General features: G+C 41.6%; 13 protein-coding genes. 8 read left to right on the top strand and 5 right to left on the bottom strand.

Annotated features, from left to right (window positions below; all coding sequences use genetic code 11):
- Positions 1–279 precede the first annotated feature (279 nt).
- Positions 280–639 carry a hypothetical protein gene (locus NXR94_RS14180; RefSeq protein ID WP_258105318.1) on the top strand — a complete coding sequence of 120 codons (360 nt, stop codon included), beginning with the start codon at positions 280–282 and terminating at the stop codon, positions 637–639.
- 202 nt (positions 640–841) lie between these two features.
- On the top strand, positions 842–2,602 hold the full coding sequence (locus NXR94_RS14175) for a tetratricopeptide repeat-containing sensor histidine kinase (protein WP_258105317.1): 1,761 nt from the start codon (positions 842–844) through the stop codon (positions 2,600–2,602).
- Here NXR94_RS14175 and NXR94_RS14170 read toward each other — a convergent pair.
- Positions 2,599–3,729 carry a class I SAM-dependent RNA methyltransferase gene (locus NXR94_RS14170; RefSeq protein WP_258105316.1) on the bottom strand — a complete coding sequence of 377 codons (1,131 nt, stop codon included), beginning with the start codon at positions 3,727–3,729 and terminating at the stop codon, positions 2,599–2,601. The genes NXR94_RS14175 and NXR94_RS14170 overlap by 4 nt on opposite strands.
- A 171-nt stretch (positions 3,730–3,900) precedes the next feature.
- On the opposite strand from NXR94_RS14170, the gene NXR94_RS14165 reads away from it, so the two are divergent.
- The 4 genes from NXR94_RS14165 (at position 3,901) to NXR94_RS14150 (ending at position 14,893) form a co-directional block, all read left to right on the top strand.
- Positions 3,901–4,413, top strand: coding sequence for a porin family protein (locus NXR94_RS14165; protein ID WP_258105315.1), 513 nt, complete (start codon positions 3,901–3,903; stop codon positions 4,411–4,413).
- A gap of 139 nt (positions 4,414–4,552) precedes the next feature.
- Positions 4,553–5,728: a thioredoxin family protein gene (locus NXR94_RS14160; protein ID WP_258105314.1), complete on the top strand. Its 1,176-nt coding sequence runs from the start codon at positions 4,553–4,555 to the stop codon at positions 5,726–5,728.
- A gap of 287 nt (positions 5,729–6,015) precedes the next feature.
- On the top strand, positions 6,016–8,985 hold the full coding sequence (locus NXR94_RS14155; protein ID WP_258105313.1) for a two-component regulator propeller domain-containing protein: 2,970 nt from the start codon (positions 6,016–6,018) through the stop codon (positions 8,983–8,985).
- Positions 8,986–9,316: 331 nt separating this feature from the next.
- Complete coding sequence (locus tag NXR94_RS14150) at positions 9,317–14,893, top strand: PA14 domain-containing protein (protein WP_258105312.1); 5,577 nt, start codon at positions 9,317–9,319, stop codon at positions 14,891–14,893.
- A 156-nt stretch (positions 14,894–15,049) separates the two neighbouring features.
- Here NXR94_RS14150 and NXR94_RS14145 read toward each other — a convergent pair whose 3' ends face one another.
- Both NXR94_RS14145 and NXR94_RS14140 read right to left on the bottom strand, forming a co-directional pair.
- Positions 15,050–16,156: a damage-control phosphatase ARMT1 family protein gene (locus tag NXR94_RS14145; RefSeq protein WP_258105311.1), complete on the bottom strand. Its 1,107-nt coding sequence runs from the start codon at positions 16,154–16,156 to the stop codon at positions 15,050–15,052.
- A 79-nt stretch (positions 16,157–16,235) separates the two neighbouring features.
- Complete coding sequence (locus NXR94_RS14140; protein ID WP_258105310.1) at positions 16,236–16,991, bottom strand: NYN domain-containing protein; 756 nt, start codon at positions 16,989–16,991, stop codon at positions 16,236–16,238.
- A 442-nt stretch (positions 16,992–17,433) separates the two neighbouring features.
- Here NXR94_RS14140 and NXR94_RS14135 point away from each other — a divergent pair, with 442 nt between their 5' ends.
- Entirely contained in the window at positions 17,434–17,928 is a 495-nt protein-coding gene (locus NXR94_RS14135) for a Panacea domain-containing protein (RefSeq protein ID WP_258105309.1), read from the top strand.
- 11 nt (positions 17,929–17,939) lie between these two features.
- Here NXR94_RS14135 and NXR94_RS14130 read toward each other — a convergent pair whose 3' ends face one another.
- The gene (locus NXR94_RS14130) at positions 17,940–18,497 is read right to left on the bottom strand and encodes a DUF1572 domain-containing protein (RefSeq protein WP_258105308.1); all 558 of its coding nucleotides are present in this window, start codon (positions 18,495–18,497) and stop codon (positions 17,940–17,942) included.
- A gap of 103 nt (positions 18,498–18,600) precedes the next feature.
- Between NXR94_RS14130 and NXR94_RS14125 the strand changes: the two genes are divergently transcribed.
- Positions 18,601–19,119, top strand: a complete 519-nt coding sequence (locus NXR94_RS14125; RefSeq protein ID WP_258105307.1) for a hypothetical protein — start codon at positions 18,601–18,603, stop codon at positions 19,117–19,119.
- 481 nt (positions 19,120–19,600) lie between these two features.
- Here NXR94_RS14125 and NXR94_RS14120 read toward each other — a convergent pair whose 3' ends face one another.
- Positions 19,601–20,881 carry a hypothetical protein gene (locus NXR94_RS14120; RefSeq protein WP_258105306.1) on the bottom strand — a complete coding sequence of 427 codons (1,281 nt, stop codon included), beginning with the start codon at positions 20,879–20,881 and terminating at the stop codon, positions 19,601–19,603.
- Between the last annotated feature and the right edge of the window lie 29 nt (positions 20,882–20,910).

The following is a 20,910-nucleotide window of genomic DNA, read 5'->3' as shown; positions in this document are numbered from 1 at the left end:
TAATGAGAGAAATGTCTAAATCTCCCAGCTCTTTTGCTCAGAAATCGCCAAATACTTACCGCAATATCATGAAATGCGAAATGAATGATATTGATCAAATTTTTTGTGTGATTAGGACCTGCCATGATTCGCTTGGTTTGGTTGTTTCAATGCTAACTCAAGTTAAAAACGAATTGGTACTTTTCCAATTATCTTTTGTATACAAGAATAATATTGAAATTAACGTACTAATTTCACCGCACCTAAATAACAATAGAAATTCCCAAAATAGTTCATTCAATGGATAATAAGGAATGCAAGGAATGCCGTCGTCCATTCTTTGGGAGGGCGGATAAAAAGTTCTGTTCAGATGCATGCCGTAGCAGTTTTAATAATCGAGCAAGACCGGCAATTAGTCCGGCTGTTCAGCAGATCAATCGGGTTTTGAAGAAAAACTGGGAGATCCTTAACGAACTCAATCCTCATGAGACCCAAAAAGTCCCTTTGTCTCATCTATCTAAAAGAGGATTTGATTTTGAATTTTTTACACAAACATTGACCACACGAGAAGGAAAGGAATATCGCTTTTGTTATGATATGGGTTACCTGACGCTGGGGGATCAATGGATTTTGCTGGTCAGAAAGAAGGAGACTGGCTAAATGGTGGGTGTAAGTATGTCACCTTGACATCAGGAGAGGTTTTCCTTCGTTTTTAATGATCAGAGCGAATTCTTCTTTGTCGAAATGACAACCTCCAAAAGCTCACCTTAATGATCTAACGATAAAGGTTGGTTGGGTGCTGGTATACAATCTATTAGCCATTTATATTGTCTAGCGTGTATCTTTGATTACTACTACTATCATGATTCAGGTTACGGACGAAAATATCAGGAAGCACATTGGAGGTATCCTGGACGATGCCTATCAGATCCGGGTAAAGGATTTGGTAAAGGCCATTGAGCTGGCCGAAGAGGCGCTGCATGCCAGTGACGGTATTTATGAACTGTCCGACCTTCATGCCAAAGCACTTTCTCATCTATCTCTCTTTTATATGATTCGAGGAGAGTATTCGAAAGCAATTGAAATTGCTGAGAAGGCGATCGAAGAATTTGATACCATCGGTGATGATCATGGAGTGGCAAGTGCGATGTATAATATCGCCGGTGTTTATTATAAGACGGATAACTTCCATTCTGGACTTATCTATCTCATAGACTGCCTTGGCATTTATAAAAAGTATAAGGACTATCATAATCAGGCCAGGGTTTTGAAATCCATGGGCACCATTTATGAGTATTTTGGAGACACGGCTCGGGCCATTGAGTCCTACGAAAAGTCAGTGGAATGCGCATTGAAGATCGGGGACAAAAACCTTCAATCCAACGCTTACAATCCTTTATCCGGAATATACCTCAATCGTGGAGATATTGATAATGCCATGAAGTTGATCACAAGGGCCATCGATATGAAAGAGGAAACAGGCGATGTTAGAGGATTAGCCTTTTCTATTTATGGTCGAGGTAAAGTGTTTACCAGGATGGGACGATTTAAGGAAGCCGAAGCGGACTTTCTTGAGGCGTTACGGATTCATGACGAAATGGGAGAAAAGCTGGGCTGGGGCATGGCCATGATCAAGTTGGGGACACTCTATTTTCAAATGGGGCTCAACGATAAATGCAAAACGGCCTTAAATGAAGGGTTGAGTTTTACAAAGAAGAATAAGATTTCATTTCTCAACTTTAAGGCGTATCACAAGCTTTATGAACTATATAAGTCAGAAGGTAAAAGTGAGGAGGCCCTTCAGTATCTGGAGGCTTACCTTAAGGAGCGCGACTATGTGATCAACGCGCAAACCCTTCATGTAGTCGAAGCCTACCAGACCTTATCTGAAAAACAGTCTTTGGAGATGGAAGCGAACCTTCAAAAAGAGAGGGTTCAGATCAGCGAACAAAAGAACCGTGAATTAGATGCCTTCTTTCTGAAGGTGTCTCATGATCTGAAAGGGCCAATCAGCTCAATCATTGGACTGGGAGATATTGTGAAAGAAAAAATATCAGACCCCGAAGCACTGAAATACTTCGATATCTATAAGAAGAAAGTCCTTCACATTAACAATATGCTTGATGAGTTGGTAAGGATCACCCGAGTGGATCATGCTGACGAATGCCTGGAACCGATCCATTTTGAAGAGGTGGTTAAAGACAATATTGAATCACTGGCATATTTGGAAAATTTCAGTCAGGTAAATGTGGAAAGTCATGTGACCGGGGAAATTAAGTATACCGCCGAGTGGGCATTGGTGAATACGATACTCCAGAACCTGATCGAAAACGGCATTAAATATGCTGACCCGGAAAAGGAAAACCCAATCTTGAAAATTGACATTCACCAGAAGGGTGAAAATATTATCATTGAGGTGGAAGATAATGGGATTGGTATGAATGAGGAGGTGCGTGACCGCGCTTTCGAAATGTTTTATAAGGCCAATAAACTGGCCATTGGGTCTGGTTTAGGGCTTTATCTGCTACATCGGGCGGTTCAAAAATTAAATGGACAGATCAATCTGGAAAGTGCGGTTGGTAAAGGTACCAGTGCCATTGTAATCCTTCCTGTGGAACGTTAATCTTCTTTACTCCCCCTGTACATCTCGTATTTTTGAAATTTACATTCTAGCGGACCATTGAAAAGCACCAACTTTTTTGATGGGCGCAATCTTAGGTGTTTGAATGCCTCCATATTAGAGCTGATTAACCATGCGTCAAAGCCTGAATAGTTGTTTTTTAGGGTGTCTCCGATCAACCCATACAGTTCATTTACATTTTCACCGATACGTTCGCCATAAGGTGGATTGGAGATAATGACGCCATCAGCTGTGCCCGGAAAGCTCTTTTCGAAGGCGATTCGTCTGACGGTAATGCTATCTGATAATTTGAAATTACGAATTGATTTTTCAGCAATAGAAACAGCCTTGAAGTTGATATCACCCCCGCGTATGTTCAATGTGGTTTTTCTTACTGCTGCTTTTGCTTCGGAAAGTACTTTGTTCCAAATGGCCGGCTGAAAGCTTTTCCAGTTCTTAAATCCAAAATCCTTTCTATGGAGCTGGGGAGCCATATTTTGCCCAATCATGGCTGCTTCTATCAGGATGGTGCCTGATCCACACATTGGATCAATCAATGGACTTTCTTTTTTCCAACCAGAAAGTAGAATTAAACCTGCTGCCAGCACTTCGTTTAGCGGAGCTTCGTGACCGGGTTCTCTGTAGCCACGCTTGTTTAAAGGCTCTCCTGAACTATCCAAAGAGATGGTGAATTGGTCTTTGACGGCATGAAGGTCCAGCTGAATGTCCGGAGACTTCACGTCGATGGATGGGCGGGAGCCCATTTTATTGCGAAACTGATCAACAATGGCATCTTTGGTTTTTAGAGCAGCATATTTCGAGTGTCGGAAATACTCTGAAAAAACCGTGTTGTCAATGGCGAATGTCTTGTGTGAGTTCAGGTGTTTCGACCAGTCAAACGCATAAACAGCTTTATAGAGCTCATCTTCGGTGCGGGCCGTAAACCGATGAACGGGTACCAGCACTTTAAGCGCAGTGCGTAGATGCAGGTTAGCCCTGTACATGACTTCCAGATCTCCCTCGCAGGCCACCGATCTTTTAAGTATCTTGACATTCGTAGCACCAATGGCCTTAACTTCTTCAGCTAATACCTCTTCCAGGCCATGTAATGTTTTGATGAGTAGTTTCAATGAATTTCAATTTTAACGTGAAATTAATCGATTAGGAGTCAAATGAAATTCGTAATAAACGCTATGTTTAAAATATTATCCTGAGAGCAATAAAGAATAGTCCTCACATTTTTATTTCAAATCATGAAAGGACTACATTAGCTCTGAATTTTTAACTAAATATTCAAATAAATGAAAAAAGCATTATTATCAGCCGTAGCACTAGTTTTGTTTGTTTTTGCTGTTGACGCACAAGATCTGGACCTTAAAGGTGGATTGGCCTTTGGGACAGAAATTGATAAACTTGGAATAAACCTGGGCGCTAAATATGGCGTCACCCCGGAGATAGATGTGGAAGCAGGACTTACCTTCTTTTTTCCAGAGTCAACTTCTTTTACGGATCCTTTCTCGGGAACCACTACGACCATAAAAACTGGTTTTTGGATGTTTGACATTAATGGACTTTATAATTTTCAATTGGATAGCAAGTTCAGAGCTTATCCATTAGCTGGCTTGAACTTTTCTACAGGAACTGTTAAGATCGATAACAACAGGAACAGTAATACTGAAGTTGGCTTAAACATCGGAGGGGGAGCGGCTTATGCTGTTTCTGATAAATTGGATGCTTTCCTGGAGCTACGTTATATTCTCGGAAAAGCTGATCAGGGGATCATTGGTTTTGGTGTATACTACGCCTTGAACTAAATCCTGATATAAAAAATACAAGAGGGAGCCCGTGCTCCCTTTTTTTATGCCTTGGACTCATCTCATTTTTTGTTGATTCATATTGTTCACATGTGGTGAAATGAAAAGATTGATTAATTTCCATTCAAAATAAACCACCATGAGACACCAGTTGACTTTAGTCTGTTTGTTGGCCTGTTTAGGAGCAACAGCTCAGATGATAGATTTTCAGGATCCCGATTGGCAATCCGCAATGGATAAGGCAAAGGCAGACGATAAACTATTGATGGTTTATTTAAATACTGAATGGTGTGAGCCTTGTCTGGAAATGGAGGAAGGGACTTTTCTTGACCCAAAAGACAGTGCGTTCTACTCTGAAAACTTTGTCAATGTTCCCTTTGATGCGGAGGCATTTCCTGGTGCAGAAATAGCCGATCGCTATGATGTGTTTGTTTACCCGGCTTATTTATTTATTAACAGTTATGGTGAGTTGATTCATAAAGGTTGCGGTTGGATGAGGCCTGAGGAATTTATTTCGTTGGGAGAGACTGCTTTGGATGAGGAAAAGAACCTGATGAGTTATCAAAAGCGTTTTACCGATGGTCTACGGGCACCTCAGTTTTTAGCTGAACTATCTTCATTAATGGATTACTCATGCAGTGATGTCAGTCGAATAATGAAGACTTTCTATAAGGATCTACCACAGGAAGAATGGCTAGAAGAACCGTCCTGGACAATGATCAACTTTAATATTGACGACCCATTCAGTCCTCAATTTCAATACCTTATCACCTATGATGATCTGTTTGCTATTCGATATGGCAGGGATACCATCGATGCGAAGATCTATGAAGTACTTCTGGGACAGTTCATAGATATTTATGAAGGCGCTGATCTGACTCTTTTTGCGAATCAGGCACTTCAAAAAATGTTGGAGGACCTGGATTTCGCCAAAAAGGAAGAACTGGTTCATATGATTGAAATGCAATATGCCGAGATCACCGAGGACTGGGAGCTTTATGGAGAGAGTGTGGTGAATGTTGTGGATGAACAAAACGTCACTGATCCGGATCGACTAAATGAATTCGCCTGGAAATTTTATCTCTATATCCCAAAGAAGGAGCAATTGGACGCTGCGATAACCTGGATGGAAAAGTCTCTGAGGGAAGAAAAGACGGCAACGAGCCTGGACACCTATGCCTCGCTCTTATTTAAGACTGGCAGAAGCAAAGAAGCAATCAAATGGGAGAAGAAGGCCATCCAAATGGCTGATGATAACCTGGAAGACCTGACCCACTATCAACTACAAATGGAGAAGTTTAAGATGGGGAGGTGAATTAGGTTAATCCCTTGATAAAGGGTATTTGCCTATTTAAATCAAAATTAACATGATTTTTTTAGGGATTAATTTGTCTTATTTATTGTTTTAGGATGAAGAATCTAATGGAAATAGCCACTCTTGCAGTAAGGTGGAGGTTTTGAAAGTAATTTATCAAAGCATGATTTGATGAATCTGTGATCAAACTTTAGCCTGGTTTATACCGATCACTTAATTTTTGTCATTGTGATTCCGATTAAAGGAATGCTTAGGTTATTTAATAATCTTATTCATTTGGTTATTCCATGAATAAAAACTTAACCCCAGTCACGGCTTTGCGCATTTGTTTTATGCTCTTATTGTTATTGTCAACCCAATTGTTTGGTCAGGGGGTAAATTGGCAATATTATGAAATCAAAAACCTGTTGTCTGAAGACTTGATAAAGGGTGTTTATCGAGATGAGTCCGGATATCTCTGGTTGGCCACCGATGCCGGTGTCTTGAGGTATGATGGAGAGGAAACAAGAAACTTTTATGAGGGATTGCCCAGTCTCTACACAAAGGATATAATTAAGTCCAGCTCTGGCAAATATTATGTGGCTCATGACAATGGAGTCAAAACAATTAGCCAAAAATCCGATAGCGTCTTTTTAAAGCCGATTATTCTGAATGGAAAGGAATTACCTGATACGCTGGATGTCGTTCGATCCATTTATGAAGATGCCAAGGGTTCATTGTGGATAGGAGAGCCTAATTCCATATTCAGGATAAATGAAGAAGGGGTAAAACGCTTTTACCTTGATTCTGCTTTACATTCGACCAGCTATTTTAGGTCATATCAATTCGCTGAAGATGCGTTTGGGACATTATGGGCAACTTGCCACACCGGGGATCTTATTGTATTTGATTCAAGAAAAGAGAAATGGCAACAGGTTGTGTTGGATATTCCTGTTGATGGATTTTGTGATTTAGCTTCCATACACGGAGACTGGCTGGTTATTGGTGGATATGAAGGGGCTGCAGCAATTAAAGTAGATAGCGATCATAGAGTTCTAGACAAAGTTTACGACCTCACAATACCCAATATTTCTGCCCTGGAAGTCATCAATGATCACACATTGTTTGCAGGAACCTGGAATGACGGTCTCTTCATCATGGATTTTGATGGACATCAAGTTAAAAGCGAACCCATCAAGGGTGTAAGGATTAAGGATATTGTGAACCTTCATTATGATCAAAAGAGGGAGGAGATCTGGATTAATGGGAACGAACAGCTTGGATTAATTAAGCATTCTCCCATTGTCGATGTCATAAAACCTGGTTGGAGAATTGAGGATGTCTCTGTAGATGGGGGTGCCATTTATTATTCTGTAGGTTCGCGAATTTATAAACGAGATAAAGCTTATCAAGGTGTGTCTGAATTGGTTCTGGAGAATAGTAATGCATATTTCGACAGAATCAGTGCTGATGATGAATTACTGTGGATAGGAGATTATCGCAATGGTATATATGGGTATAATATGGAGGAGGATAGAATTTCTCAAATTTTGTCAAGCGATAAAGAGGAACATACGCAATTTATCTTTTGCGATCATAATGGAACGCGGTGGTTTACGGGAAATAGAAATGGTTTAGGGCGATTAGATTCTACTGGTGGCTTTAGTTTTAACACCAATGTTCATGCAACAACGGTGTTAAGGGAGTCGTCGGCAGGCGATTTGTATTGTGTCAATGACTGGTATTTTAGTGAAGGTGAAAAGCGAACCTTTCTGGGGAGGCTCAATCGCAGTACAAAAGAATTTGACCCCGTTTTTGTGGAAATGGAATCGGGGATACCCGCTAATGTTGTAATCTTCGATATGCAAATTGATGGAGATGGCAACTTATGGTTTGGGACCAAGTCGGGACTGCTTTTATTAAAGAAAAATGATCAGGGTTTTGATCCTCTGATAACGGTTCCCGTGCCTGGTATGAAGACAGCAGGGAGCGTCTGGGCTTTGGAGATAGTTGGGGATCGATTGATAATTGCAAGTGCTACCGGCTTAATTATTATGAAGGATGGGCAATCACTTGTTCTTGATTCAGATTTCAAAATTCCTTCTTCTCGATTCAAAGATAGAGGGTTGAAACGTTACGGGGTGAATATGGTTCTTGCCGCAACTGTGAAGGGGCTCGTGGTAGTAGACATTGATCAGATTCAATTTGATAAAAGTTATCCGCCGATTATTTATTGGGTAGCGGTCAATGATAAGAAGATAAATCATGACGACAATCTCTCTTTTGAATTTGAATACAACTCTAGTCTGGAGGTGGAATTCATGTCTCCTTCCTTCCCGGAGTCAGGGACCAAATATCAAACCAGGATTGAGGGATTAAGTGATGGATGGAGTGTGCCTTCCAAGGCCAGAAAGCTATCACTTTATGGTTTTGATGAGGGTAACTATGAAATCCAGGTTAGGGCCAAAGAAAAGGGCAGAACATGGAGCGAACCAGTGACCTTTTCGTTTTCAATAGCGAAGCCGTGGTATCAGGGATGGTGGTTTTTGATTGCTGTTGTTGTGGTTGCTTTGGGGTTGGTATGGGCAGTGCTTAAAGTCTATGCATTTCGCATGATTCGTCAAAAACAGTATCTGGAATCAATAATTAAGCGCAGAACGAATGAAATTCAAGCCCAAAAGCAACAAATCATTGATCAGCAACAACACCTGATAGATCAAAAGAATGAAATCATAGAACAAAAAGAGGAGCTGATCGCTAAAAATGAGGCCATTTATAAATCCAAGGAAAGCCTTAAAGAGGCAGACCTAAACTATTTAAGGCTTAAGGAAAAACAGCTACAGGAGCAGATTGACTATAAGAATAAACAAATTACCACGCACGCGCTCAATATTATTCAAAAGAACGAGACACTCAGCGCACTCAAGAATAAGCTGGACAATATGGCTAAATCAAATGCTGCCTTTAAGCCAGAGGCGAAGAAAATAAGCAGGTTGATCAATGAGAGTTTTAAAATGGATAAAGACTGGGAGCAGTTTAAAATGTACTTCGAACAGGTCTATACCGGCTTCTATTCAAAGCTTAAATTTAATTACCCAGACCTCACCAGTCAGGAGCTGAGACTTTGTGCATTGATCAGGTTGAACCTTAGTAACTCTGAGTGTGCTTCTGTAATGGGGATTTCCTCTGACAGCATCAAGGTTTCACGTTCCAGACTCAGAAAAAAGATGAAATTGGAATCCAATACAAGTCTTACCGATTTTATCATCAGCCTCTGATTTCCCTGAATTTTATTTTTTATTCCACGCCTGTGTTAACCTTTTGCTAACCTTCTTGAGTTAGAGAAAAGTGCCTTTATGCTCCATAAAGGCACATTTTATCCTGTATGCCATTCCGTTAACCCCTTGAAAGGCGGACAATGATTGTTTACTTTAAACAACTCCTGATATTTCACAATGCTGAATAATTTTTAATAGAATCACTTCAAAATGAGAAAATGATAATTCTTAATTGAAAAGAAATTCAAATATTATCAATATCGCATTTAACTCATTATTGGAGGGCTTTCAGATTATTCGAAAAGCAAACATCAACTTAACCAACTTATCTATGAAACAACACATACCAACCAAGCTAGTGATCATCCTTGCTCTTATAATGGGCGGGATGTTTCATCTTTACGCACAGCCATCGGCGGTGACGGTCAAGTACCTCAATGGAAGTACCTGGTCAGATATCAATGGGGTGGACCTTACCATTGATGACTCATTGACTATTGAGTTTGATGTTAGTAAAGGCACACAGGACCTTGAAGGAGTAAGTAAGATTTATCTTCATTCTGCTTTAGTGCTTGATGGCCCGGAGGGAACGAGTTGGTCTTTTAGGCAGGGTGATTGGAATATCGATTCTACCAGATGGGAATTGGAACAGATAGGAAGTTCGTCCATTTGGCGTAAGAGAATTAAACCAAGTAATTATTACTCACAGGTAGCAGGTGATCTGGATTATGAGGAGGTTCATCGTATTTCAATGACCTTTAGAAGTGAGCAATTGTCTGGGGGACCGATTAAAGGGGCAGATGACTGTAGTTACAGTAATTATTTCATAGACTTCGTTACACCGGTTGATATTGAGTTTGATGACCTCAAGTATGGGGCTTATCATGTTGCCGGGGATACGAACCTTACCATTGCGGGAAGCTCCACCAAAGCAGCTAATATTGATCTTTATGTGAAGGAGAATGGAACCTACGTAAAAAAGCATGATATAAGTAAGTCGTGTCAAATTGTTTATACCACAATGTTTGATGCCCCCGGAACCTACGATGTTATGCTCGTGGCTACTGATCTGAATACCAGTTCTGTGAAAGACACCGCTACTGCCCAAATATTTGTTCATGATGTTAGTGAAATGGATAGTAAACCGGCTAATATCATCTCAGGTGTAAACTATTTCCCTTCTGATCCTACGAAGGCAACACTTTGCCTTTATGCCCCTAAAAAGGATTTTGTACTGTTGGATGGCGAGTTCTATAATTGGCAGCCCCGGCCAATGAAAAAAGACGCCAATGGCTATTTTTGGTTGCAGGTAGATAACCTGGTACCAGGTAGGCAATATGCTTATCAATACCTTGTTGACGGTCATTTAAGGCTATCTGACCCTTACTCAGAGCTGATACTTGATCCCAAGTATGATCCCGAGTTGATTGATGACGGGGTGTATCCGTTAAATAAACAGTGGACCGATGAAACAATAGGGGTTGTCAGTATACTACAGACGGACCAGCCCGATTATGAGTGGCAAACAACATCGTTTAGCCCGCCCGTAAATTCTAACTTATTGATTTATGAGCTATGGGTAAGAAACTTTGGTGAAAAAGGCATCTTTCAGGAGGTTATTGATAGTCTGGACTATATCAAATCACTGGGTATAAATGCCATTGAACTGATGCCTGTTAATGAGTTTGGATACAACGATAGCTGGGGATATAACCCTACCCACTACTTTGCTGTGGACAAGCGATATGGGTTGAAAAATGATTTGAAAAAATTGATTGATTCTGCGCATGCAAAGGGAATGGCCGTCATTATTGACATGGTATTGAATCACTCGGGAACACAGAGTCCAATGATCCAGATGTATTATGATCAGGCTGCCAAGCGTCCAACGATCGACAACCCATGGTTTAACCAATACATTCCGGCTTGCGGACAGTCAGTCTGGGGTCCCGATTTTGATCATACAACTACGGCTACCCAGGATTTTGTGGATAGCGTCAATACCTTCTGGTTGTCAGAATTTAAGGTGGACGGGATGCGCTTTGATTTTACCAAGGGATTTACCAACAGATTTGATGGGGATTGTGGTTATTATGACCCGGAGAGGATAGCGGTTATAGAAAGAATGGCAGATGAAATGTGGGAAGTAAACGACAAAGCCTATGTCATCTTGGAGCATTGGGCCGAGTCTGAAGAAAATGACCTTTGTAGTCACGCCAGCCCTACAGTCAGTTATAATAAAATATTAACGTGGAATGACCACCTTGAGGAAAGGTTTTATGATCAAATATCAGCTAATAAGCCTGCTGCACTTGATGATGCCAAAGAAAAGAAAAGTGTGAGTTTTCTGGAAAACCATGACGAAGAGCGAATGATCATTAATATCATGAAGGGTGGCCTTGAAAGTGGTGACTACAATTTAAGTGACACAAGTACAGCCCTTCAGCGGATGGCGATGGGGTCAGCATTTTTCTACCTTATGCCTGGTCCGAAGATGCTTTGGATGTTTTCTGAGTTAGGCTTTGACTATAGTATTAACTACAATGGTCGTACAGGAACTAAGCCTACGATACAGGAGTTGGGCTATATGAATGACCCACGTCGCCAGGAGTTGAAGAAAATCACCTCCGCACTTTTGAAGCTAAGGGATACGGAACCTTTCAAAGATGCCAGCGATGATATAGATGTCTGGTTTGAATACCCGGGGCTTGTTAAAGGAGCTTTCTACAACGATCCAAATGGCAGTAATGCATATGTGCTCGGGAACTTTGATGTGGTGCCACAGACCTTTGTGCCTCAACGTTATGGTACCTGGTACAATTATTTTACCGGTGAGCAGATCACACTAGTGGAAAACGAGCAGATTACGATGGGGCCTGGGGAATGGATGGTGCTAACAGAAGATGATAGATCCATCCCGGAGGGTTTTGAAGATAAACCCACGGTCACCCTGGCCGGAACGAACAGCAGCTTGTCTTTTACCCTGGGTGTCAATGGACAAGTGAACCTTGCGGATAGCATAAGTCCTTTCGTTGGGCAGTCCTATAAATGGACTTCGTCAAATAGCACAGATGTGTCGGTCTCATCTAATGGAGTAGTCACTGCTTTGAACACGACCAGCTCGCCGGTTACCATAACCGCTGAAGTTTTTGGGAATTCAAATAAAACCGCAACCTGTCAGGTGACTGTAGATGGTTCCACTACGTCCTTGGATAGTCTGGTCATATCAAGGAAAAGCCTCAATAACTTTAGGGTAGGCAACGATTATGAGCTCTATGCCACACGGTGGCCTGCAACCAGCACCAATGGTAATACAATAGCGTGGGGGACAACAGATGCTAATGTTGTATCTGTAAGCAATGGGGACATTCATGCGGAAGGGGCCGGATCGGCCAGGGTTTATTGTAAAGTAAGTATAGGTGGAGGAAATTATAAAACCGATACCTGCTTCATCAATGTGATCCAATCGGTAAGCAGTATTTCCCTGGCGCATGGCAGTATGGGGGCGGCAGCTTTGGAAGTTGGTGAAACAGATACCCTGGTAGTCACCTTTAACCCTACAGGAACAAGTAATCAGGGGATTTCCTGGTCTAGTTCGAACTCATCTGCCGTACTCATCTGTGATGGTGTAGCCATTGCAAAAGCGGGAGGAAAATCGTCAATACAGGCTCAAAGTGCGGATAACGGGGATGTCAAGGCCTGGTTGGATGTGATGGTTGAAAAAGCACCTGACCAACCTGCCGGTCTGCTTGCCGGAGGGTTGGATTATAAGTACTACGATTTGTCATCGGGTGATCTGCAAGGCATGCCACTATTCGGTAATTATGTGCCGGACATGACCGACAGTGTGGATATAGTGAAACTTGAAGATGAGCATGTAAGTGGGGATAACTTTGCTTGCTTGCTAACCGGATATTTCAAGGCTCCAACCGATGGGGAGTATATCTTTTATGTAAAAGCTGATGATAAAGCTGTGCTATACATTGGAAATTCCAAGGTAGTGGAGGATTCCTATGATCCTGGCGAAAACTCCAGCCAGGATACCATGTACCTCAAAGCGGGGTACCATGCCATGGAGATTCGGTACTTAGAAAACACCGGTAATACCGATCTGGAGCTTAAGGTGAAGAAAGATGATTATAACGGTGGTAACGTTACCATTGTACCGGATACCTTACTATTTAGGGAACTACCGTTAAGAGAGCCAGATAACCCTGATAACCTGTTAAGTGGGCTGGATTGTTATTATTATGAGGTAGTGACTGAGTCAGTTCCTGATTTTTCCACTCTGACGGCAGAGGATACCGTAATTAGGACTCAATATCGTTCATACGCTCCTCCAGGTGAAAATGATGACTTTTATGCCCTGAAGTACACAGGTTTTGTGGAAATCCCTGAAGATGGTATCTATAAGTTCTATCTCAATTCTGATGATGGCAGCAACTTGTATATTGGAAGCGAATGGGTGGTGGATAATGATGGGAAACATGGGGAAAAAGAGGAATCCGGAGAAATTGGTCTGAAAGCGGGAATGCATGCTATAAGGGTGGAGTATTTTGAATATGATGGAGGTCGTCTGTTGACTGTGAGTTATGAGTCAGAAGCAAATAACATTGACAAGAAAGAAATACCTGCGTCTATGTTGTTCAGAGAGGATACGACCACTAGTATCAGCATTACGAATGGTTCTTCAATTTCCATGAAAAATGGACAAATAGAGCAGTTGAGCATCTCGTTTAATCCGACTACTGCCTCTGATAGAAATATCATTTGGGAAAGCGATGATGATGATGTTGTGACAGTGGATTGGAGTGGAAAAATTACTGGAACAGGAGAGGGATCGGCAACAGTAACAGCAAAATTGAAGTCAGACCCTTCTATTCAGGCATCAATCACTGTTAACACCACTGTAATACATATTGGGGGGTCATTTAACGGTTGGGTACTTGATCCAATGACTAGTGTGGGACAGGACGGAGACCTATACGTCTCTGTATTGACCCTTGATGCGGACAGTTACACAATGAAGTTTTCTGATAAGACAATATGGTGGGGAGATTCAGGTACTCCTGGTGAACTATCTTCTGATCCAGGTGCTGATAATCTTAGCTTTACTACTGACTATTCGGGGGCGTACACCTTCACCTTTGATATGACAACCAGCCCCTACACTTATTCCATTGACTGTCAGGATTGCCCCGAGAGCGGTTCCACATACTACATCAGGGCAAAAACCAACAATGCGGCTGTTGAAGCTGATAGCGTAAATGGAAATGGAAGTGTTGTCTTTGCCGGTGCGTACGATGGATACAATCCTTATCAGCAGTGGATCCTTACTGAAGTGACCACCGATACGTTTAGCATCGTTTCAGCTACTAATACTAATAAAGCTTTAGATGTAGAGGGCGTTTCGACACAGGCCGGGGCGAAGATCCATCAATGGAATTATGGTGGATATGATAACCAGCTATGGAAGCTTGTTGATCGAGATCAGGGCTATTTTCAGATTAAATCAGTCAATGGGGGTAATATGATTGATATTGATGCGCTGGATAGTATCATTCAAAACACAGACGATGTAAATAGCCAAACCCAGTTGTGGTTCTTCGAGCTATATGAAACGAATCCAGGTTCACGTCAGGCAGGTGAAGAAGCAGCACCTGAAATCGAACCAGTGCCCTCTGAAATCAGTCTCTACCCTAATCCGGCCTATGATTTTATCAATGTGAAGAATGGGGTGATAGGATCGAAGGTCTTTATTTATGACCTGATGGGAAGACAGGTGATGAATTTTGAATTAACCGAAAGTGAAGCCCAGATAGAAGTAAGGCATCTGGAACCAGGGCTCTATAATGTGTTGATCATTCATGACAACCAGTTTACATATAAGAAACAGCTAATTAGGTGACAAGGTCCAAACCTGCTATAGACTAAAATAATCAACCAGCGGACCCATCAACCAGCGGACCAACCAACCACTATGTAGATTAAGCCGGTTTCCATTTGGAGATCGGTTTTCTTAATTTATAAAAGAGAAAAGCTGCCAGGAAAAGAGCTGTTTGAATTACCTCAATTCCTGAATGACCGCATAGGCTCCATTGATCATCCAATTGGGATCATTTTTGGTCAAATCCTGAGCTGTCTGCGAATCCAGTTCCGTAATAATTTGACTCTTGAGTGTGCGCAAGGCAAATTGGTGATTTGTGATCTTTGCGGCTCCACTAAAGTCTGATGGAATCTCGCGATCCTCATAAAAACGTCGGTAGTTGGCATCACCTTTACTGATGAGGAGGTCGTTACTTCCGAACATGTTGTTAATCTCCTGAGGCACGGAAGTGAAATGATTGGGGCTGTTCCAGAAAGGATGTGGAACAATCTTTATCATTTTCTTATCCAGCAAGTCCCTGATTTCTTTAGCGAATTGAATCAGAGGAGTTTTTCCAGAGTTATAAAGGTACCTAAGAAGCATGTCGATATCCTCCGGAATGGTATCGGAAACGAAGATTGGGGCCGCTTTGGCATGCAAGATGACTTTAGAGCACTTTTTATTTTTCATCAATGTCCATGACAACAATAAATCGGTAAAGAGTTCGGTTCCTGCATTGTCCAGAAGGATGTGAACCTGCCGGTTGGCGTGCAAAGAGTCAAGTAACTGTTCCCTATGATCTGTTAGAAGCTTTAGTTCGTTTTGCTGTCTTTTCAGTTGGCTGAGGTCAGCTTTATTTCCACCTAAGCAAAGCAATAGCACGTCACTTAGATCTTCCGAATCTAGCAAAGACAGCATTTCAGTATATTGATGAATGGAGTCCTCAAGTTCCTGTTTCTTTTTTCCGGCAAATGGATCAATGCCATTTTCCTCATAGCACGTGATTGTCAGCAAATACTGATACCAGTAAACCTCGGCAAAGAAAAAGGGAATATCATCAAGGGATTTACGTGCGTAATTCTCAAAAAAGTTTTCCCAATAGACAGATTGACTGCTACTGATCACCAGACCTTTGACCTTTAGTTTTTTACCAGCATTTAAGAGATCAATGAGATTAGATTTGACCTTTTTTGGCCACTCCTGATCAATTATTTCCTGAAGTATTAGAGGAACACGTTGCTTAAAGGTGAAGTCCGCAAAGCTGTCTTCTGTAATGTTGAGATATGGATAATCTTGTAGGATCATCTGCCAGTGTTAGGTGAATTGAAATGAACCGGTTAAGATCAATATTATCAATGAAACCAGCTACGGGTATTCCAATTGATTATTTTTTGTTGCCCTGTTTGTCCTTATTCCTGACATAAATGAGCTTGTTTTTACTCTTGGGATTCTCCCGCTGCTCGACCTCAAAACTACCAATGGATTTAATCAGGGGTGTGAGCTTGTCAAAGCCGTAATTACGAGCATCAAAGTTGGGCTGTTTTTTTTGCAGTAAGCCCCCGACATCTCCCAGAAAGGCCCATCCGTCATCATCTGACAGGTCTGATATGGTGGTTGAGATTAGCTTGATTTCTTTGCGTGTGATTTTATCAACAGTTGATTTACCAGACTGTTCGAGATTATTCTCGGTCTTTTCTTCTGATGTATTTTTCAGGATTTCGATATAAATAAATCGGTCGCATGCTACGATAAATGGTTCGGGTGTTTTCCGTTCTCCGATACCGATCACCTGCATGCCGGCTTCCCTGAGCCTGGTAGCCAGTCGAGTAAAATCACTGTCGCTAGACACAAGGCAAAATCCGTTAACCTTCTCAGTGTACAGAATATCCATTGCGTCGATGATCATGGCCGAGTCGGTGGCGTTTTTTCCACTGGTGTAGGCGTATTGCTGGATGGGGGTGATCGCATTTTCGAGAAGTAAGCTTTTCCACTTATTGAGCCCGGGTTTGGTCCAGTCACCATAGATTCTTTTTATCGTGGGGTTGCCATATTTGGCTATTTCCTCCATCATCTCTTTCACGTGCGCGGAGGGTATATTGTCGCCGTCGATAAGGACGGCCAATTTTAGATTATCATTCATGATTGAATTGTTTTGAAATAGGTGGTGCCAACAAAAGCATGAAGCTTTTCTGTTGCTGAATTGTCATGGAAAGGGTTGAACCTCTCAATCTGTACTTGTAACTATTAACGGCGATCCATTAGAGGCGTTGTGTGATAAATGTACGGTGTCCAATTTCGACCGGCGTATTAGCCCCTGATATTTCCCAAAATTAGCTGTATAAACGCTCATAAGTTATATTATTCCCCATAAATGAGCTTTCGCAGCGATTTTTAAAAGTTCAGATACTATTATATGTTCTATTGGTTGTGTAAAACACATTGGTCGAGAGTGAATTTGTCGTATCCGATTGTGCTCAGTTGAGACAATTTTTTCCTATTCATGTGGTTATAATATTGATTCAATCATGAAGCCTATGATCTAGAAAGAGAGTGATTATATTTGAGTAACCAGCAATAGTAATATGTACAAAGCATCAACCCTTGCACATTTTTTTGTGTATAAGTCCCAGCGGACGCAAATTCCTGTAACCCCTCATAAAATCGAATTCATGGTCTATTTTGCTCATGGATGGCATTTGGCCATTGATGGGAGGCCGCTCATACTGGAGGAGGTGAAGGCGTGGCGGCATGGACCGGTTGTAGCTTCTGTTCACAAATTTTATTCTAAGAACAGTAGAAATATCTATGGTACCCTCAAACTGGATGAAATTAAATCGATGAAGACAAAAGACCTTCAATTTTTAGAGGGTATTTGGATGTATTACAGTCATCTGAATGAAGTGGAGATGCTCTCTTTATGTCTTGAGTCGGGCACTCCCTGGAACCAGACCTACGAGAAAAGCTCCAATGAGCTGACCATTGAAAACAGCATAATCGAACAGCATTATAGATTGCTGCACCTATCTAATCCGAACTTTGCAGATATAGATGATCCTATTTCTGTTGTAGGGGAGTGACATGCCAACACTTACACCTGATCGGTAAAGTGCCGATCTTCTTTTTCCTCACTAAACTTTTTCTCATTGTAAGCCTGACTTTGACCCTTCGGAATAGAGAGCGTTTGCCAGTCATCGCCTTTCAGCAGTTTAGCGATGTAGATCATCTGTCCAATGTGCATGGGGTAATGCGCCATTTGTCTTTGGATGGCATCGGCTACTGAGTGACCTTCATTTCTGATATAAATAACGTGGTCCATGTCCTCAGTCCTTAGACTTTTGAGTGCTTTGAGAAAACAGGTCCACCCTTCTTCCCATTTGCTCATTAGCTCATCCATATTTTGAATGTCGTCTTCAAATTCTTCATCTCGTTGACGCCAGGTTTTTTCGCCATCTTCAGTCATAAAATTGGTCCACCTTGAGAGCATGTTGCCCCACAGGTGTTTTACAATGATCGCAATGCTGTTAGATGTAGGGCCAGGTGTCCAGTGGATGTCATCTTCGGTAAGCTGTTCCAGTGTAGAGTTGCCCAATTTCTTATAATATTGGGCTAGCTTAATCGTATTTTCCAGATAGAGTGTACCGTTCATGGGTAAAGTTGTTTTTTCGTTAAGGTATGTTTTTTTTCTTGTATCCCTCTTAGGATCAAAACTGGTTTTTGGGCAGATGCGTTCCGAGCATGTCGTTTCTGTAATGTCCAGTGAAATAATGATCCAGGGAGAGACCAACGTCAACAAGTTTGGATGTACACTTTACAACCCTAAAATTTCCGATCCCTTGTTGGTTCATAGCACCTGGTCCAACTTTAGTATTCAGTTTGACAAGTTGGAATTGACTTATGAAGTCAGGCATTTCGATTGTGGTATGGCGGCAATGACGGATGATCTTCGTGAAATTCTAAAGGCAGATAATTATCCGAATCTGATCTTAAAAATCAATCAGATCAATGTTAGGCGTGATAGCGAAGGTTTTGAAAAATTGAAAGTCTCTGCGGATGTGGATGTGACCATTGGAGGGGTGAAGAGAAATATGCTGATACATCAGGCTTATGTGATAAACCATTCAGCCACGGATCTGACCTTGCATGGTGAACAGCCTTTGAGAATGACCTACTTTGAGATTGAGCCCCCGACTAAATTCTGGGGGACGGTAAGGGTCTATGATCAGATTAAGATTGCTTTTGATATCCGAATGTTCGTGGAGACGAAATAAGGTGGGAAAGGTTGGTAATGTATTTAAAGTTTGAAATGTTTTTTGGATCCAATAGTTTTAAGCATTCATGGTTTTTCAGATCAAACAATATTTCTGTGGAGCGATTGTACTATCTATTAGAGACCTTCTCAGGTAAGAATTTTCTCCCTTTCTCTCACCCCTGAGACCACCGAGAAAACAGAGTCAGCAAAAGCCTTATAGGGCATTAAATAAACTGCGGCACATTATCCAAATAAGGGAAAATTAGAGATCTACCAACAGGATTTATTTCTGTGTGTTTTCGGTGGTAAGAAGAGCTTATTGTGTTTTTGAAGTTACCCCGCCGGTTTTTCGATTGATCCCGTTTTTTTGACTTAGCCTACCTTGGTTTTGAAGCAAGCTCTTGGGAATTTAAATCGTTCATTTCAAGACTTTCAATTGAGGGATAAAAAAAGGAGGGTTTGAAAGCCCTCCTTTACTGTGCCCTGTTTCCAGGTTAAATTTAGAAACCAATGGTTGCCTCGATCACGATACCATCAAACTGAGCACCTTCATTATAGCTGTTCGCATAGCCCGGTCCCTCTAAACTTTGTTTTACATATTCTATTTTAGTTAACACATTTGGTGTTAGGTACCAACCGCCACCAACGTTGATTCTGGTTTGCTCTTTGGTTAGCGCTATATCAGTGTCTTTTCCGGATACAGAGTTATATCTACCGCCAATGTAAAACTGCTCTGAAGTTCCGAATCTGTAAAGTGCTTCAGCGGCAATGTGTGTATACTGTCCTCCTGATTTTGGATCTGCTTCAGCCGCTTTCAGGCCATTGCTGGAAACTTCGAATACCCCAAATACTTCCAGTCCTTGAAATTGTACAAAAGGGTTGATCATGAAAGAGTTTCTATAGGCCCAGCTAGGGTTGAATCTTCCGGCTCTGAAGTTTGCAGGGTTGGAGTCTGTACCCAATACATCGTAGTATCGGCTTCCAGAACGGTCACCAGCGTATAGGTTGTCACGAGTGCTTTTCTCAGTACTTGTGTAAATAGACCCAGTCAATCTCACTCTTAGGTCTTCATCAATTTGTTTGTCGTAGCCTACTTTTCCGTAAAGCACTGCCCCTTTGTCTGAGTTATTGATTACGCTTTGATTAAGTCGTCCGTTAGTTGCTCCAGCTACTACGATGATACCGTCTTTTTGAACAGTCAACTCAGCAAAAGGCTCAGTGGTGAAGGCATCCATAATATAGTTACCCACGAATGGATTGTAGATGGCACGAGCGTTGTCTGATCTTCTGAAGTGTGCGTCACCATAGTTGATTTCGTCCATACCAAATCTCAAGGTCGCATATTGCATCACGCCGCTTAAAAATCCTTCAGAAACAAAGTCCAAATCGTCAACTTGAAGATAACCACCTTTCACCCAGGTTTCATTGTGGTGTTCAGAAGAAAGGTAAGTTCTCATGTGCATTCTTACACCTTTGGCTAACTGTACATCCAAATTCAGGTTGGCAGTAGGAAGGTTAAAGTTTTGACCAATTTTTGCCAAAGAGTCCCCTGAGTTGGTTTGGGAAAGACCTTGAAATTGAAGGGCAAAATCTCCACCCACTCTGACTTTGACACCCTCGAAAGGTACATCCGCATCTGTTTTTGGTGTCTCGAAGACATTGAGCCCTGACTGATCGTTTGCTCTAAAGTATCCGAGTTCAGGCTGTTGTGCCTGTGCCATATACACGCCCAGCATTAGTACTGCAGCGATAAATGATCTGAAAAATATTGAAGTTTTCATGGCTATTTATTAAGGTTTGATTTTTATCT

Source organism: Marinoscillum sp. MHG1-6, assembly GCF_024714475.1.
GTDB lineage: Bacteria > Bacteroidota > Bacteroidia > Cytophagales > Cyclobacteriaceae > JAMZMI01.
This window is presented reverse-complemented; position numbering and strand designations above follow the sequence as displayed.